General features: G+C 71.6%; 13 protein-coding genes. 10 read left to right on the top strand and 3 right to left on the bottom strand.

Translation table 11 applies throughout. The features are described 5' to 3' along the window. Positions 1-158: 158 nt before the first annotated feature. The 3 genes from ACWBNA_RS14460 to ACWBNA_RS14450 form a co-directional block, all read right to left on the bottom strand. Positions 159-818: a LuxR C-terminal-related transcriptional regulator gene (locus ACWBNA_RS14460; RefSeq protein ID WP_383867788.1), complete on the bottom strand. Its 660-nt coding sequence runs from the start codon at positions 816-818 to the stop codon at positions 159-161. A gap of 1,149 nt (positions 819-1,967) precedes the next feature. Beyond that, positions 1,968-3,335: a sensor histidine kinase gene (locus ACWBNA_RS14455; protein ID WP_482704726.1), complete on the bottom strand. Its 1,368-nt coding sequence runs from the start codon at positions 3,333-3,335 to the stop codon at positions 1,968-1,970. A gap of 135 nt (positions 3,336-3,470) precedes the next feature. Next, positions 3,471-4,709, bottom strand: coding sequence for a sensor histidine kinase (locus ACWBNA_RS14450; protein ID WP_482704725.1), 1,239 nt, complete (start codon positions 4,707-4,709; stop codon positions 3,471-3,473). Between the two features lie 259 nt (positions 4,710-4,968). Here ACWBNA_RS14450 and ACWBNA_RS14445 point away from each other — a divergent pair, with 259 nt between their 5' ends. The 10 genes from ACWBNA_RS14445 to ACWBNA_RS14400 are packed head-to-tail and all read left to right on the top strand — an operon-like array spanning position 4,969 to position 15,325. After that, entirely contained in the window at positions 4,969-5,364 is a 396-nt protein-coding gene (locus ACWBNA_RS14445) for an NADH-quinone oxidoreductase subunit A (protein WP_482704724.1), read from the top strand. Next, on the top strand, positions 5,355-6,011 hold the full coding sequence (locus tag ACWBNA_RS14440; protein WP_482704723.1) for an NADH-quinone oxidoreductase subunit B: 657 nt from the start codon (positions 5,355-5,357) through the stop codon (positions 6,009-6,011). Before ACWBNA_RS14445 ends, ACWBNA_RS14440 begins: the two co-directional genes overlap by 10 nt. After that, the gene (locus ACWBNA_RS14435) at positions 6,008-7,546 is read left to right on the top strand and encodes an NADH-quinone oxidoreductase subunit C (RefSeq protein ID WP_482704722.1); all 1,539 of its coding nucleotides are present in this window, start codon (positions 6,008-6,010) and stop codon (positions 7,544-7,546) included. The genes ACWBNA_RS14440 and ACWBNA_RS14435 overlap by 4 nt, the downstream gene beginning before the upstream one ends. Beyond that, positions 7,543-8,511, top strand: coding sequence for a complex I subunit 1/NuoH family protein (locus ACWBNA_RS14430; RefSeq protein WP_482704721.1), 969 nt, complete (start codon positions 7,543-7,545; stop codon positions 8,509-8,511). The genes ACWBNA_RS14435 and ACWBNA_RS14430 overlap by 4 nt, the downstream gene beginning before the upstream one ends. Before the next feature lie 2 nt (positions 8,512-8,513). Beyond that, on the top strand, positions 8,514-9,185 hold the full coding sequence (locus tag ACWBNA_RS14425) for a NuoI/complex I 23 kDa subunit family protein (RefSeq protein WP_482704720.1): 672 nt from the start codon (positions 8,514-8,516) through the stop codon (positions 9,183-9,185). Beyond that, on the top strand, positions 9,182-9,817 hold the full coding sequence (locus ACWBNA_RS14420; RefSeq protein WP_482704719.1) for an NADH-quinone oxidoreductase subunit J family protein: 636 nt from the start codon (positions 9,182-9,184) through the stop codon (positions 9,815-9,817). The genes ACWBNA_RS14425 and ACWBNA_RS14420 overlap by 4 nt, the downstream gene beginning before the upstream one ends. After that, positions 9,817-10,233 carry an NADH-quinone oxidoreductase subunit NuoK gene (nuoK, locus tag ACWBNA_RS14415; RefSeq protein WP_482704718.1) on the top strand — a complete coding sequence of 139 codons (417 nt, stop codon included), beginning with the start codon at positions 9,817-9,819 and terminating at the stop codon, positions 10,231-10,233. The genes ACWBNA_RS14420 and nuoK overlap by 1 nt, the downstream gene beginning before the upstream one ends. Beyond that, positions 10,230-12,224 carry an NADH-quinone oxidoreductase subunit 5 family protein gene (locus ACWBNA_RS14410; protein WP_482704716.1) on the top strand — a complete coding sequence of 665 codons (1,995 nt, stop codon included), beginning with the start codon at positions 10,230-10,232 and terminating at the stop codon, positions 12,222-12,224. The genes nuoK and ACWBNA_RS14410 overlap by 4 nt, the downstream gene beginning before the upstream one ends. Positions 12,225-12,230: 6 nt before the next feature. Continuing rightward, complete coding sequence (locus ACWBNA_RS14405) at positions 12,231-13,805, top strand: complex I subunit 4 family protein (protein ID WP_482704715.1); 1,575 nt, start codon at positions 12,231-12,233, stop codon at positions 13,803-13,805. Further along, on the top strand, positions 13,802-15,325 hold the full coding sequence (locus tag ACWBNA_RS14400) for an NADH-quinone oxidoreductase subunit N (protein ID WP_482704714.1): 1,524 nt from the start codon (positions 13,802-13,804) through the stop codon (positions 15,323-15,325). The genes ACWBNA_RS14405 and ACWBNA_RS14400 overlap by 4 nt, the downstream gene beginning before the upstream one ends. Positions 15,326-15,470: the final 145 nt, after the last annotated feature.

Below are 15,470 nucleotides of genomic sequence, written 5' to 3'. Positions count from 1 at the left end.
CAACCCTACGACCGTAAGGGTCGCCTTCCCTGGGTGATTCGCATGATGGACACGCCCTGAAGACGGTTCCGAGCACCGACTTTGTCAGGCTCGGACGGAGACATGGGGGAGGACCTGGAGTCGGACATGGACTCGGACCTGGAGTCGGGGTCGGACGGTCATGAGTTCAGGTAGGTGAGGACCGCGAGGACGCGCCGATGGTCGCCGTCGCTGGGAGACAGCCCGAGCTTCAGGAAGATGTTGCTGACGTGCTTCTCGACGGCTCCGTCGCTCACGACCAGCTGCCGGGCGATCGCGGAGTTGGTCCGGCCCTCGGCCATCAGCCCCAGGACCTCACGCTCCCTCGGGGTGAGTCCCGCGAGCACGTCCTGCTTGCGGCTGCGCCCGAGCAGCTGCGCGACGACCTCGGGATCCAGGGCCGTACCACCCTGGGCCACCCGCACCACCGCGTCCACGAACTCACGCACTTCGGCTACCCGGTCCTTCAGCAGATAGCCGACCCCGTGGCTGGAACCCGCCAGCAGTTCCGTGGCGTAGCGCTCCTCCACGTACTGCGACAACACGAGGACGCCGAGGCCGGGATGCGCCTTGCGCAGCTGTACGGCGGCCCGCACCCCCTCGTCGGTGTGCGTCGGCGGCATCCGTACGTCCGCGACCACGACGTCCGGCAGCGCACCCTCGGCGTCCAGCTCGGTGATGGTCTTGATCAGCGCCTCCCCGTCACCGACCCCGGCGACGACGTCATGCCCACGGTCGGTCAGCAGCCGCGTCAGTCCCTCCCTGAGCAGCACCGAATCCTCGGCGATGACCACGCGCACTCTGTCCTCCACGATCACGATCTCGGCCCCCCACAGCCCCGACTCCACGCCCGCCCGGACGACGAAGTCCAGCATTCCAGCATTCGGACCCGGACGGGCCCGCGCGAGGGGATTCAGCGGGAATAGGCGCACGGTACGGCGGGTTCCGGCCGCCGACACGGGGCGTGGCCGGTCAACGGACGGGTTTTCCCGAACCCGGTCCGGCCGACCGCGGCGCGCGCTGCGGGCGCCCAGCATGTCCATGCCGTCAGCCGACCGACCAGAACTCGGGCTCGTCCAGGCGGCCGTCCAGCCCTCGGCTCGTCCAGCCGGCCGACCAGCCCTCCGGCCGGCCGTCCGGCAGACCAGCCGGCGAGCCGACCCGTCCGACGCTTGAGGACGAGGCCGCTGAAGCCGAACGGGGTCCGGGCCCGGTGGCCTGGCTGTCCGGCGACCCGGGGTCCGGTGGCCCGGTGTCTGGATCCGGTGGGCCCGGCGGTTCGGCCGTTCGGCGGACCGGGTCCGGCGGCCCGGTGGTCGGGCCCGGTGGTCGGGACCGGGGACGGTCGTCCGAGGTCCGAGGTCCGAGGTCCGAAATCCGAGGGCCGAAATCCAAGGTCCGGTTCCGGGGGACCGGCGCCCGGCGGTGTGGTGGCCGGGTCGGTTTCGGGTCGGCGGTGTGGCGGTCCGGGGTTCCGCGGTGCGGCGCCCGACGGGTGTGGCGGCCCGAGGTTCGGGTCCGGGTCCGGTCGGTCGGGGCCCGAGGTCCGGGTCCAGTGGTCCGGGTGCCCGGCGGTGCGGCGCCCGGCGGTGTGGCGGTCCGGGGTTCGGGTCCGGTCGTTCGGGGTCCGGGGTCCGGGTCCAGTGGTCCGGGTGCCCGGCGATGCGGCGCCCGGGGGCCGGGGGCCGGGGGCCCGGGTCTGGCGGTCCAGGTCCGGCGGTCCGGAGGTGTGGCGGCCCGGGGTTCGGGGGGCCCGGGGCAGCCAGGCGGTCCGGTGGTCCGGGGTCCAGGGGGCGGAGCCCCTGGGGGGTCGAAGGGGCGGAGCCCCTGGGGGGTCGAAGGGGCGGAGCCCCTGGGGGGTCGAAGGGGCGGAGCCCCTGGGGGATGGGAACGGGTAAGGGCGGCGGGGGCGAAACACACCCCGCCGTCACCCCACCGAGCCGCCACGCTCACCGCATCGCCGGCTCCGCCCGCCAAGGCAACTCCGCGGTCACCCGGGTAGGCCCGCCCACCGGCGAGTCCACCACCAGGATCCCGTCCACCGCGTCCAACCGCTCCGCGAGCCCGGCCAGCCCGGATCCACTGGAGGTGTCTGCCCCGCCCACCCCGTTGTCCACGACCTGGAGCATCAGCCGGTTCTCCACCCGCCACACATCCACCGCCGCCCACGTCGCCCGCGCGTGCTTGCTGATGTTCTGCAGCAGCTCCGACACCGTGAAGTACGCGATTCCCTCGATCGCCGCCGCCGGCCGCGCCGGCAGTTCCACCTCCACCTGCACCGGCACGGTGCACCGCGACGCCACCGCCGACAGCGCCGCGTCCAGCCCCCGGTCCGTCAGGACCGCCGGGTGGATCCCGCGCGCCAGGTCCCGCAGCTCCTGCAGCGCCGTCTTCACCTCACCGTGCGCGTCGTCCACCATCCGCGCCGCCGCCTGCGGATCCTCGGTGAGCTTCTCCTTCGCCAGCCCCAGATCCATGGCCAGGGCCACCAGCCGCGCCTGCGCGCCGTCGTGCAGGTCCCGCTCGATGCGCCGCAGGTCCGCCGCGGCGGTGTCGACGACGACCCCCCGGTCCGACTCCAGTTCCACCACCCGCGCCGACAGCCGGGTCGGCCCGAGCAGCCCGTGCACCAGCACCCGGTCCACCATCGTCAGCGCCCGCACGATCCACGGCGTGGCCAGGGTGAACAACAGCCCCACCAGTGCCGTGACGGCGATCTCGAAGGGGTTGTCGAGGTAGATGTGGTGGCTTTCGTCGCCGTACAGCTGAAGTCCGTCCTGCCCGCCGTACACAGGGAAGAGCCAGAACCACAGCGGATACGTCATCAGCGACCACCCGATCGCCCAGAAGTTGACCGAGACGACGAACGAGAACACGGACCACGGCAGGTACAGGAGCGCGTACAGCAGGGTGCGCCAGGACGTGCCGCTCTTGAGGACGGCCCCCATCCAGGCCATCACGCCCTGCTTCCGCATCCGCAGCGGCTCCGGGTCGCCCACGTCGAGACCCAGCAGCCCGCGCGCCCGGGCCCGCTCCAGTGCGCCGAAGCCCCGGCACCCGGCCAGGCCCGCCGCCAGCACCGGGATTCCGAGGAACGTCACGAGCAGGCCCGCTCCGACGGAGACCGTCGTGACGGCGTACGTGAACAGCAGCACGCTGATCGGCAGGCCCAGCAGCACATAGCCGAGTTCGCGCCAGCTGCGCGCCTCGAACGGCGCCCGCAGCGCGGCGGGCAGCCGATGCTCCCGCGTACTCTCCGCGAACCCGAGCCCGCTGTCGTGGCCGAAGCCCTGTCCGTAGTCCGAGTCGGTGGCCATCGGCGTCGTCCCTCTCCCTCGCTGTGCGACTGTCCGGTCGTACCTCGTGTCGTACCTCGTGTCGTACCTCCACCCTGCTCGGCCGCAGGTCCGCGGGCCATGGAGTCCGTCGGCGTCTTGGACGGGGGGTTTTCCCTACCTCCGCGACGTCCTGGGCTCCCCGGCCCCCCGGGGCTCCTGCGCGTCGAGCGACCGGTCCCGCCACGGCAGTTCCGCGGTGACCACGGTCGGCCCGCCGGGCGGCGAGTCGATGACGAACAGGCCGTCGACGGCGCCCAGCCGGTCGGCCAGGCCGCGCATGCCGGTACCGCCGTCGAGACGGGCGCCGCCGTGGCCGTCGTCCCACACCTGGATGAGCAGCCGGTCGTCGGCCTGCCACACGTCGACGGACGCGGTCCTCGCCCCGCTGTGCTTGCTGATGTTCTGCAGCAGCTCCGAGACGGTGAAGTAGGCGATGCCCTCGATGGCCGCGGCCGGTCTGGCGGGCAGGTCGGCCGTCACCTTCACCGGCACCGTGCAGCGCGAGGCGACGGAGGACAGGGCGGCGTCCAGGCCGCGGTCCGTCAGTACGGCGGGATGGATGCCCCGGGCCAGATCCCGCAGCTCCTGCAACGCGAGCTTGACCTCGCCGTGTGCCTCCGCGACCATCGCCGCCGCCGTGTCGGGGTCCTCCAGCAGCTTCTCCTTGGCCAGGCCGAGCCCCATGGCCAGGTTGACCAGCCGGGCCTGCGCCCCGTCGTGCAGATCGCGCTCGATCCGCCGCAGATCGGCGGCGGCCGTGTCGACCACGACCCCCCGGTCCGACTCCAGCTCGGCGATCCGCCGCTCCAGTTCGTCGGACGGCGACAGCAGGCCGCGCACCATCGCCCGGTCCACGTTGGTCAGACCCCGCGCGATGAACGGCAGCACCGGCCACAGCACGAACAACGAGGTCAGCGTGATCGTGAAGGTGAGGACCCCCCAGGGCAGCCGGACGAAGTCGTACAGCACCGTGCGCCAGCCGACCGGGTCCTTGATCCCCATCCACAACTGTGCGAGGAAACCGTTCCTGCGGCTGCGCAGGGGAAGCGGGCTCGGCTCGTCGATCCGCACGCCGAGCAGCGCCCTGGCCCGCGCCCGCTCCAGCTTGCCCAGCTGCCGGGCGCCCATCAGGCCGGCCGCGAGCAGCGGGAAGCCGATCACCGTGACGGTCAGCCAGAAGCCGGTGAGCAGCACCGTCATGACATAGGTGAATCCGAGCAGTGCCACCGGGAGGTTCGCCAGGAGGTGCGCGATCTCCTTCCAGGTGTGCCGGTCGAAGGCGAAACGGGCAGGCGGCGGGCGGTCGCTGTCCGCCACTTTGCTGGGTCTCGAGGACGGGAGACGTTCGGTCATACGGGTTAGCGTGCCGCGCGGCGGGCCGCCGCGCCATGAGGAGGGCCGCCGCGATCGCCTGGGGATAACCCCACTAACCCCATCCCGGCGACCTGTGGATTCTGCCAAGGCGTGACGGGCTGCTTACGCTCTCTTTAGCAGGGCCTAGACTCCCGTGCGTACAGATCGTCTAACAGAGCCGTAGCCGGATTCCGTATGCAGAAGTCCGTGGTCCGCAGTTCAGAGTCCAGGGTCCAAGGTCAGGGAGCGAGGGGCTGACGTGCCGGAACCGACCGTCGTCGTCGCGGCGGGGTATTTCCAGTCGTACTCGGTCGTCGGACTGCTCGCCGCCGTCGGCGCGCTGTTCGTGGCCGTCGCGTTCGGAGCCGGGCGCCTGCTGCGACCCGTGGTCCCCACTCCCGAGAAGCTCCTGACGTACGAGTGCGGCGTCGACCCCGTCGGCGAGGGCTGGGCCCACACCCAGGTCCGCTACTACGTCTACGCGTTCCTGTACGTCATCTTCGCCGTCGACTCGATCTTCCTGTTCCCCTGGGCCACGGTCTTCGCCGCTCCCGGCTACGGCGCGACCACCCTCGTGGAGATGTTCATCTTCCTCGGCTTCCTGGCCGTGGGCCTGTTGTACGCGTACAAGAAGGGGGTCCTGACATGGACGTGACCCCGACTCCTTCCGAGCCTGTGCTGCTTCCCGAGCCTGTGCTGCTTCCCGAGCCGCAGCGCCTCGGCGCCCTCGCGCGCCTCGCCCCCGAGCCGATGAAGGTGATCCTCAACTGGGGCCGCCGCTACTCGCTCTGGGTCTTCAACTTCGGCCTCGCCTGCTGTGCGATCGAGTTCATCGCCGCGTCGATGGCCCGCCACGACTTCATCCGCCTCGGCGTGATCCCCTTCGCGCCCGGCCCCCGCCAGGCCGACCTGATGGTCGTCTCCGGCACGGTCACGGACAAGATGGCCCCGGCCGTGAAACGCCTCTACGAGCAGATGCCCGAGCCGAAGTACGTCATCTCCTTCGGCGCGTGCTCCAACTGCGGCGGGCCGTACTGGGACTCGTACTCCGTCACCAAGGGCGTCGACCAGATCATCCCGGTCGACGTCTACGTCCCCGGCTGCCCGCCCCGGCCCGAAGCGCTGCTCCAGGGCATCCTCAAGCTCCAGGAGAAGATCGCCCGGGAGTCCCTCGCGGAGCGGTACGGCACGGCCCGTCCGTCGGCCGCGGCACTGCAGAGCGGGCTGGTCCGACCGCCGGACCCGACACCGGCACCGGGCTCGGGCACGGCCTCGGCCTCGGCCTCGGGGGAGGAACGATGACCGAGGTCGGCTGGCTGCCCGCCCCCGCCGAGGAACTGTTCGGCGCGGAGGCCACCGCGGAGGAGTCGTACGAGGTCCTGACGGTGGACGTGCCGCCGGCCTCCTGGATCCCCGCGCTGGAAGCCGCCCGCGACCGCCTCGGCTGCACCTACTTCGACTGGCTCAGCGCGGTCGACGAACCGGGCACGGGCTTCCGCGTCTCGGCCCACGTCGTCGCCCTCTCCCCGGTACGCCGCCTCCTCGTCCGTACGACCGTCCCGCACGAGACCCCCGCCCTGCCGACCGCCGTCGACGTCTACGCGGGCGCGGCCTGGCACGAGCGCGAAACCCACGAGATGTTCGGCATCGCCTTCGAGGGCCATCCCTCCCTGGACCACCTCCTGCTCCCGGAGGGCTTCGAAGGCCACCCCCTGCGCAAGGACTTCGTCCTCGCAGCCCGTGTAGCCAAGGCCTGGCCGGGCGCCAAGGAACCCGGCGAGTCCGAACACGGCGGCCCCAAACGCCGCCAGATGCTTCCCCCAGGCGTCCCCGACCCCAACGAATGGGGCCCCCTGAAAGGCCAACTCCCCCCGGCCCCCACCCGCCCCACCCGAGGCGCGGGCCGCGCCGCTGCGGGGGAACGCCCGACGCGGACGGCCGGAGAACGCCCCGCACGGGCAGCGGGCGAACGGCCCGTACGCCGCGCCCGTACGGCCTCCGAGGGTTCGGCGAGCCAGACGGCGGTGCCTTCGAAGGAGGGGGCGGCGGGTCAGGTGGAGTCGTCGGGGTCTGCGGCCGCTCCCGCTGAGCCGAGGCGCGCCCGTACGGCGGCGGAGGGTTCCGCGAGCCAGACCGAGACGCCCGAGCCCACGGATCAGCCGACCACGGAAATCCCGGCCAAGCATGCCCAGGCCAGGGAAGACGCCAAGCCCACGGAAGACGTCCAGCCCACGGAAGACGCCCAGGCCACGGAAGACGCCCAGGCCACGGAAGGGGGCCCGTCCACCGAGGCGCCGGTAACCCGGCGTCGGGCGCGCACCGCTTCGGACGGGTCGGCGAGTCAGCGGGCCACGGCGGGTACGCCAGGCACGCCAGGCACGCCAGGTACGGCGGCAGGTACGCCAGGTACGGCGGGTACGCCAGGCACGCCAGGTACGCCAGGTACGCCAGCGTCGGCCGGCGAAGCCAAGGGCGCACCCTCGAAGGCCCCCGCAGCGCCCCGCAGCCCGGACGCCCCCTGGCACCACGCCCGTCCGGCCTTCGACGAAGTGGAGTCCGATCGAGGCGCTGAGTCAAAGCCCACTGCCGAGCCTGCTCAGGCGTCCGAAGCGGAGCCCGTAGCCGACCCCGGACCCCGACCCGAGCCCGTAGCCGACCCCGGGCCCGGGCCCCGACCCGAGGCCGAAACCGAGCAGGCACCCGCTCCGGCGCCCACCCCGAAGCCGGACGCACAGCCCTCCGCGGATCCCGACCCCAAGCCGGATACACAGCCCACCCCCAAGCCCAACGCCCCCAAGCCCCACACCCCCGAAGACCCCGCAGGAGGCCCGCAGTGAACGACGCTCTCGACGTCGCTCAGCGACTCCTGATCGTCTTTGTCGTCTTCCTCACCTTCCCCCTGATCGTGGGCCAGACGGAGCACAAGGTCATGGCCCACATGCAGGGCCGCCTCGGCCCGATGTACGCCGGCGGCTTCCACGGCTGGGCCCAACTCGTCGCCGACGGCGTGAAGTTCGCGCAGAAGGAAGACGTCGTCCCCGCGGGCGCGGACCGCCGTATCTTCCAGCTCGCCCCCGCCGTGGCCCTCCTCCCGTACCTTCTGGTCCTCCTCGCCATCCCCATCGGCCCCGGCGAGGGCGCCGTCGGAGAGGTCATCGACGCGGGCGTCTTCTTCGTCCTCGCCGTCATGGGCGTGGGCGTCCTCGGCTCGCTCATGGCCGGCTGGGCCTCCGCCAACAAGTTCTCCCTCCTCGGCGGCCTCCGCACCGCCGCGCAACTCCTCGCCTACGAGCTCCCGATGCTGCTCACCGCCGCCTCGGTGGCGATGGCGGCCGGCACCGTCTCGATCCCCGGCATCCTCGACGCCTTCGAGTGGTGGTGGCTGCCCTGGCAGATCGTCGGCGCGATCGTCTTCTTCGTCGCCGGCCTCGCCGAACTCCAGCGCCCGCCCTTCGACATGCCGGTCGCCGACTCCGAGATCATCTTCGGCGCCTACACCGAGTACACCGGCCTCCGCTTCGCCCTGTTCCTGCTCGCCGAGTACGCCGGAATCGTCGTCCTGTGCGGTCTGACCACCGTCCTCTTCCTGGGTGGCTGGCACGGCCCCTGGGGGGCCGACGGCCTCGGCTGGGTCTGGACCCTGCTGAAGGCGGCCGTGCTGGCCTTCGTCGTCATCTGGCTCCGCGTCACCTATCCCCGGCTGCGCGAGGACCAGCTCCAGAAGCTCTCCTGGACCCTCCTCGTCCCCCTCTCCCTCGCTCAGATCGCCCTCACCGGCATCGTCAAGGTGGTGATCCAGTAACCATGGCTGCGTCTGTCCCGCCCACCCGGCCCCGCATCCCCGGCTCCGGCCTCGCCAAGGGCCTGGCCGTCACCCTCCGCACGATGACGAAGAAGACCGTCACCGAGCAGTACCCGGATGTCCAGCCCGACCTCCCGCCCCGCACCCGCGGCGTCATCGGCCTCTTCGAGGAGAACTGCACGGTCTGCATGCTGTGCGCCCGCGAGTGCCCGGACTGGTGCATCTACATCGACTCCCACAAGGAGACGGTCCCGGCGGCGGCCCCCGGCGGCCGCGAGCGCAGCCGCAACGTCCTCGACCGCTTCGCCATCGACTTCTCCCTGTGCATGTACTGCGGTATCTGCATCGAGGTCTGTCCTTTCGACGCCCTGTTCTGGTCCCCCGAGTTCGAGTACGCCGAGACCGACATCCGCGACCTCACCCACGAGCGCGACAAGCTCCGCGAGTGGATGTGGACCGTCCCGGCCCCGCCCGCCCTCGACCCCGCCGCGGAGGAGCCGAAGGAGATCGCCGCCGCCCGCAAGACCGCCGAGAAACTGGCCGCCCAACAGGAGGCCCAGTCACCGACCGAGCCGCACGCGGACGAGCAGGCCCGCGCGGCCGAGCAGCCCACCCGGCCGATGGGCGAGTCCAAGCAGCAGACGGACCAGCCCCGGCAGGAGGGAGACGCATGACCCTCGCAGCCGCCGCCGGCTCCCTCACGGCCGCCGCCGAGACCCACGGCTTCCTCTCCCCGACCGGCGTGGAGATCGCCTTCCTCCTCGTGGGCCTGGTCACCTTCGGCGCCGCACTGGTCACCGTCACCACCAAGCAGCTGGTGCACGCCGCCCTGTGGCTGGTGGTGGCCCTCGGCGGTCTCGCCGTCGAGTACCTCCTGCTCACCGCCGAGTTCATCGCCTGGGTACAGGTCCTCATCTACGTCGGTTCCGTCGTCGTCCTCCTCCTGTTCGGTCTGATGCTCACCAGGGCCCCCATCGGTCGCTCCCCGGACGCCGACTCCGGCAACCGCCGGGCCGCCCTCGCCGTGGCCGTCGCCGCCGCGGCCGCCCTGGTCTGGGTCGTCGTCGACGCCTTCCGCACCACCTGGATCGACCTGGACGGCCCGGCAGCCGGCTCCACCGAGGCCACCGGCGCCAGCCTCTTCCAGAACTGGGTCCTCCCCTTCGAGGCCCTCTCCGTCCTCCTTCTCGCCGCCCTGGTCGGCGCGATCGTCCTGTCCCGCAAGACCAAGACGGACGCGGCGCGGCCCGGCCCGGGTGCCCCCGGCGCCCGGGACATCCGGCGCGACACGGAAGGGGCCCGCTGATGCACCTCGCCTATCCCGCCGTCCTCTCCGCCCTCCTCTTCTGCACCGGCCTGTACGGCGTCCTCGCCCGCCGCAACGCGATCCTGGTCCTGATGTCGGTCGAGCTGATGCTCAACGCCGTCAACCTCAACCTCGTCGCCTTCGACGTCTGGCTCAGCCGGACCGCCGAGGAGACCCTGCACTCCGGTCAGGCCCTGACCCTGTTCACCATCGCCATCGCCGCCGCCGAGATCGGCATCGGCCTGGCGATCGTCCTCGCCGTGCACCGCAACCGCGGCACCGCGGACATCGACAAGCTCCGCGACACCGCCGAGGGCCACGAGAGCCACCCGGCCGACGGCTCCGACGGCTCCGAAAGCGACGCCCTCACGGCCGGCCCGGCCGGCCGGGCCGGGAAGGCTGAGGCCACCGCGTGACCACGACCACCCTCGCCGTCCTCGTCCCCCTCCTTCCCTTCCTGGGTGCCGCCGCCGGCCTGCTCCTGGGCCGCACGGCCCCCGGCTTCGTCCGCCCGCTCGCCGTCCTGCCGACGCTCGCCGCCGTCGTGTTCGCCGTGGTCGTCGCCGTGCGCCAGGGTGGAGGCCAGGCCGTCGACTCCGCCACCGAGCTCACCCCCACCGGTTCGGTCCCGATCGAACTCGCCCTGCACATCGACGGCTTCGCCGCCCTCGTCGCCGTCCTGGTCGGCGTCGTCGCCACCTGCGTGCAGATCTACTCCACGGGCTACCTCCGCGACGACCCGCGTTACCCCTCGTACGCCGCCCTCGTCTCCCTCTTCACCTCCGCGATGCTGCTCGTCGTCTACTCCGGCGACCTGATGGTGCTGCTGGTCGGCTGGGAGGTCATGGGCATCTGCTCGTACTTCCTGGTCGGCCACTACTGGGAGACCCCGGAGGCCCGCGCCGCCTCCCTCAAGGCCTTCCTGGTCACCAAGCTCGGCGACGTCCCCTTCCTGATCGGCCTGTTCGCGCTGGCCACCGACGCCGGGTCCTTCCGCATCACCCGCGTCCTCGGCGCCGTCGCCAGCGGCGGACTCGACCACCCGACCCTGATCGCCCTGCTGCTCCTGGCCGGCGTGGCGGGCAAGTCGGCGCAGTTCCCGCTGCACACCTGGCTCCCCGACGCGATGGCGGGCCCGACCCCCGTCTCCGCGCTGATCCACGCCGCGACGATGGTCGCCGCCGGTGTCTACTTCATCGCCCGTCTCCTCCCGGTCTTCGAGGCCTCCCAGGCCGCGATGGTCGTCCTCGCCGTCATGGCCTCCGTCACGATGGCCGGCTCGGCGCTCGCCGCGCTCGCCCAGGACGACATCAAGCGCGTCCTCGCCTACTCGACCATCGGCCAGCTCGGCTACATGACCGGCGCCCTCGCCGTCGGCGACCGCGGAGCCGCCGTCTTCCACCTCCTTACGCACGGCGCCTTCAAGGCGCTGCTGTTCCTCGCCGCGGGCGTGATCATCCACGCCGCCGGCACCAACTCGCTGGCCGCCATGTCCCGCATGAGCAACCTGCGCGACCGCATCCCCGACGCCTACTGGACGATGACCGTGGCGCTCCTCGCGCTCGCCGCGATCCCGCCCTTCAGCGGCTTCTTCTCCAAGGAGTCCGTCCTCGGCGCCGCCGAACACGTCGCCACCGGCCACACCGAAAACGCCCCCGGCGCCGCCGGCTGGACCGTCCTCGTCGCCGGACTGCTCACGGCCCTGCTCACCGCCGCCTACGCGACCCGCCTGTGGCTGCTGGCCTTCCGCGGCCGGGGCGCCGAGGCTCCCGACCACGGCAGGCAGCCGCTCACCATGACCGTGGTGCTGTGGGTGCTCGCCGTGCCGTCCCTCGCCGTCGGCGCACTCGCCTTCCGCGTGCTGCCCGACTGGTTCGACGGCCGTGACCTGACGCCGACCCCGACCACCTCCGTTCTCGGCACCGGCGTGGCCCTGGTCGGCGGCCTCGTCACCTACGCGGCCTGGCGGCGCACCACCGCGCTCGCGTCCCGCGTCCCGCTGGGTGCGGTCGCGGCCCACCCCGAGGGCGACGCCGGACAGGTCGAGGCCGAGGCCATCGCCAGTCACAAGCCCGCCTACGGAGACGTGGCCTACGCCCCCGACCCGGCGGACCCCGGCCGTCTCCTGCTCGGCCCACTGCACCGTCACGCAGCCGTCGGCTTCCACCTCGACGCCGTGTACGCGGCCCTCTTCGTCCGCCCGGTCCAGGCCGGAGCCACCCTCGTCCGGTTCCTCGACCGCGAGGTCGTCGACACCTACGTACGCGGCGCGGGTGCCCTTCCCCGCCTGCTGGGAGCCGCCGTACGGCGGGCCCAGACCGGCAATCTGCAGACCTATGTGAGCGCGCTGCTCGCCGGCACCGTCGTCCTGGTGGTCGCCGCCGTCCTCGTCGCCACGGGAGCGTGAGCAGGCGTGATCGATATCAACGAGTCCGTGATGCAGGTCCTTCTGGCATTCATCGTGGTCGGCCCGCTCATCGGCGCCGCCGCCGCCCTGTTGCCGGCCCCGCCCGGACTGAAGGGGAAGTCACCCGAGCAGGCCGTGCTCCGGCACGGCGTGACCGTGACCGGCGCGGTGCTCATCGCGGCGATCGTCCTCGCACTCGGCTTCGACCACGACCACCCGTCGAAGATGCAGGCCACGACCGACATCAGCTGGATCCCCGCACTCGACGTGCGGATCCACCTCGGCACCGACGGCATTTCCCTCCCCCTTCTGGTCCTGACCGCGCTGCTGACCTTCCTCTGCGCGCTCTACTCCTACTTCAAGATGCCGGCGGGCCCGACCCCGAAGGCATTCGTCGCACTGCTGCTCGTCCTGGAGTCCGGCACCCTCGCGACCTTCGCCGTCCTCGACCTGCTCCTCTTCTTCCTCGCCTTCGAGATGGTCCTCATCCCGATGTACTTCCTCATCGCCCGCTGGGGCGGTGAGCAACGGACCCAAGCGGCCTGGAAGTTCATCCTCTTCACCCTGCTCGGTTCCGTGGTCATGCTGCTCGGCCTGCTCCTGATCGGAATCAACGCGGGCACATTCGACATGGTGGCACTCGCCACTGACAACGGCCGGTCGCTGACCTCATCCGTGCAGGTCATCGCGGTTTTGGCGATCGGGATCGGGCTCGCGGTCAAGACGCCGATGTGGCCGCTGCACAGCTGGCTGCCCGACGCCCACACCGCCGCCCCGACCGTCGGCTCGGTCCTGCTGGCCGGCGTACTGCTGAAAATGGGTACGTACGGATTCGTCCGGATTCTCCTGCCGATCACACCGGACGGCTTCCGCACCTTCGCGCCCTACCTCGCCGCCTTCGCCGTCGTCGGGGTCATCTACGGATCCCTGGCCTGCCTGGCCCTGGCCAAACAGGGAGCGAAGGGCGACCTCAAGCGGCTCATCGCCTACTCGTCCGTCGGCCACATGGGCTTCGTGCTGCTCGGGATCTCCACCATGACCCCGACCGGTGTGAACGGCGCCCTGTTCGCCAACATCGCCCACGGCCTCATCACCGGCCTCCTCTTCTTCCTGGTCGGCGCGCTGAAGGACCGCACCGGCACCGCCGACCTCGACACCCTCGCCGAGGAGACCGGCGCCGCGCTCTACGGCAAGGCACCCCGCCTCGGCGGCCTGCTCGCCTTCGCCGCCGTCGCCTCGCTGGGCCTGCCCGGCCTCGCCGGATTCTGGGGCGAGATGCTGGCGCTGTTCGGCGCGTTCGAGCCCGCCGAGGGCCTCAGCCGCCCGGCCTTCCTCACCTTCATGGCGATCGCGGCCTTCGGCACGCTGCTGACGGCTGCGTACATGCTGATCGTGGTCCGCCGCGTCTGCATGGGAGCGGTACGGCAGGAAGCCCCGAAGCTCGCCGATGTCAGCACCTACGAGCTCGTCGCCTGGACCCCGCTCGTCGTCCTCACCGTCGTCGCCGGCCTCTGGCCGAAGGCCCTCCTCGGCCTGACCGACCCGGCCGTGCAGCAGCTCCTCGCAGGAGGCACCCGATGAGCTCCCTGGCCCAGCCGCTGGCCGCGAACCTCGTCCAGTCGGTCGACTGGCTCGCCATCGCGCCACCCACCATCACGGCGGTCGTCGGACTCGTCGTCCTGGTCGCCGACCTGTTCGTCGGCGACAAGAAGAAGGCGCTGCTCGGCTGGGGATCAGTCGCGGGCCTCGCCGCCTCGACACTCATGCTGCTGCCCCTCCTCGACGGCGACCGCAGCACCTTCTGCCTGACCGGCGCCCCCGACGTGTGCAGCTACACGGCCGACCGCTTCACCCTCGTCCTCCAGCTCCTGGTCCTCGGCGGCGCCCTCCTCGCGGCCCTCCTGTCGGTCACCGCCCTCAAGGACGCCGACAAGGGACTCCCCGAAGGGGAGTACTGGTTCCTCCTGCTGTCCTCAGCGGCCGGCGCCGCCCTCCTGCCTGCCTCCCGCGACTTCGCGACCCTGATCGTCGCCCTGGAAGTCGCCTCCCTGCCCGCCTTCGCCCTCGTCGGCCTCAGGCACGGTGACAAGAAGTCCTCCGAAGCGGCCCTGAAGTTCTTCCTGTCATCGGTCACCGCGACCGCGGTCAGCCTGATGGGCATCAGCTTCGTGTACGCCTCCACCGGCACCCTCTATCTCACCCAGATCGCCGACCGCATCCAGCACGTCGACGGGCAGCTCCACACCCTCACCCAGACCGGCGTCGTCCTCACCCTCATCGGCTTCGCCTTCAAGACGGCCGCCGTCCCCTTCCACTTCTGGGTGCCGGACACCTACGTAGGAGCGCCCCTCCCGATCGCCGCCTACCTGTCGGTCGTCGGCAAGGCGGTCGGCTTCTCCGGCCTCATCCTCATCACCGTCGTGGCCCTCCCGTCGTACGCCGACGTCTGGGGCCCGGCCCTCGCCGCCCTCGCCGCCCTCACCATGACTGTCGGCAACGTCGGCGCCCTGCGCCAGCAGGCCACGCGCGCGTACAGCGCCGTACGACTGCTCGCCTGGTCGTCCGTCGGCCAGGCCGGCTACCTCCTCGTCCCGATCGCCGCCGCCGCGTACTCCGACGACGCCGAGCGGTCCATCGGCTCCACGGTCGCCTACGCACTCATGTACGCCGCCGTGAACCTGGGCGCCTTCGCGGTCGCCGCACTGGTCGGCCGTACGAAGGGGCTCAACCGGATCTCCGACTACCGCGGCCTGTACGCGTCGAACCCCCTGGCCGCCCTACTCCTGGCCTTCTTCCTGCTCTGCCTGGCCGGACTGCCGCCGGGCATCATCGGCCTCTTCGCGAAGGTCACCGTGTTCTCCGCGGCCGTCGACGCGGGCCTCGGCTGGCTCGCCGTGGTCATGGCCGTCAACGTCGTGATCGCGCTGTTCTACTACCTCCATTGGACGGCCCTGCTGTTCCGCGCCCCCGAGGGTGAAGTCGCCGAGCACCGCGTCCCGGCCCCCCTCACCGCCGCGATCGCCCTCACCGGCGTCCTCGGCATCGCCCTGTCCGGAGCGCCCCAGCTGGTCCTGCGCTTCACCGACACCGGGCTCTTCTGAGCGCGTACCGCGGCCACTCACCCGGACGGCCCACACATGCCGCCGTACGCACAAGGGAACTAGAGACCCTCGCCTGGCGTTGACCAGAACGGGAGGGTCCACTGGACGTGACACCACGGCACCAGTGGCATCGGAGGCATTGAGC

The organism is Streptomyces sp. Q2, from assembly GCF_056820935.1.
The sequence above is the reverse complement of the archived record's forward strand: the minus strand, read 5'-3'. Positions and strand labels throughout refer to the sequence as shown.

Coding starts and splice junctions, on each gene's coding strand:
- ACWBNA_RS14455 (WP_482704726.1), bottom strand. CDS start 3,335: ATGGCCACCGACTCGGACTACGGACAGGGCTTCGGCCACGACAGCGGG.
- ACWBNA_RS14450 (WP_482704725.1), bottom strand. CDS start 4,709: ATGACCGAACGTCTCCCGTCCTCGAGACCCAGCAAAGTGGCGGACAGC.
- ACWBNA_RS14440 (WP_482704723.1), top strand. CDS start 5,355: ATGGACGTGACCCCGACTCCTTCCGAGCCTGTGCTGCTTCCCGAGCCT.
- ACWBNA_RS14435 (WP_482704722.1), top strand. CDS start 6,008: ATGACCGAGGTCGGCTGGCTGCCCGCCCCCGCCGAGGAACTGTTCGGC.
- ACWBNA_RS14425 (WP_482704720.1), top strand. CDS start 8,514: ATGGCTGCGTCTGTCCCGCCCACCCGGCCCCGCATCCCCGGCTCCGGC.
- ACWBNA_RS14420 (WP_482704719.1), top strand. CDS start 9,182: ATGACCCTCGCAGCCGCCGCCGGCTCCCTCACGGCCGCCGCCGAGACC.
- nuoK (WP_482704718.1), top strand. CDS start 9,817: ATGCACCTCGCCTATCCCGCCGTCCTCTCCGCCCTCCTCTTCTGCACC.
- ACWBNA_RS14400 (WP_482704714.1), top strand. CDS start 13,802: ATGAGCTCCCTGGCCCAGCCGCTGGCCGCGAACCTCGTCCAGTCGGTC.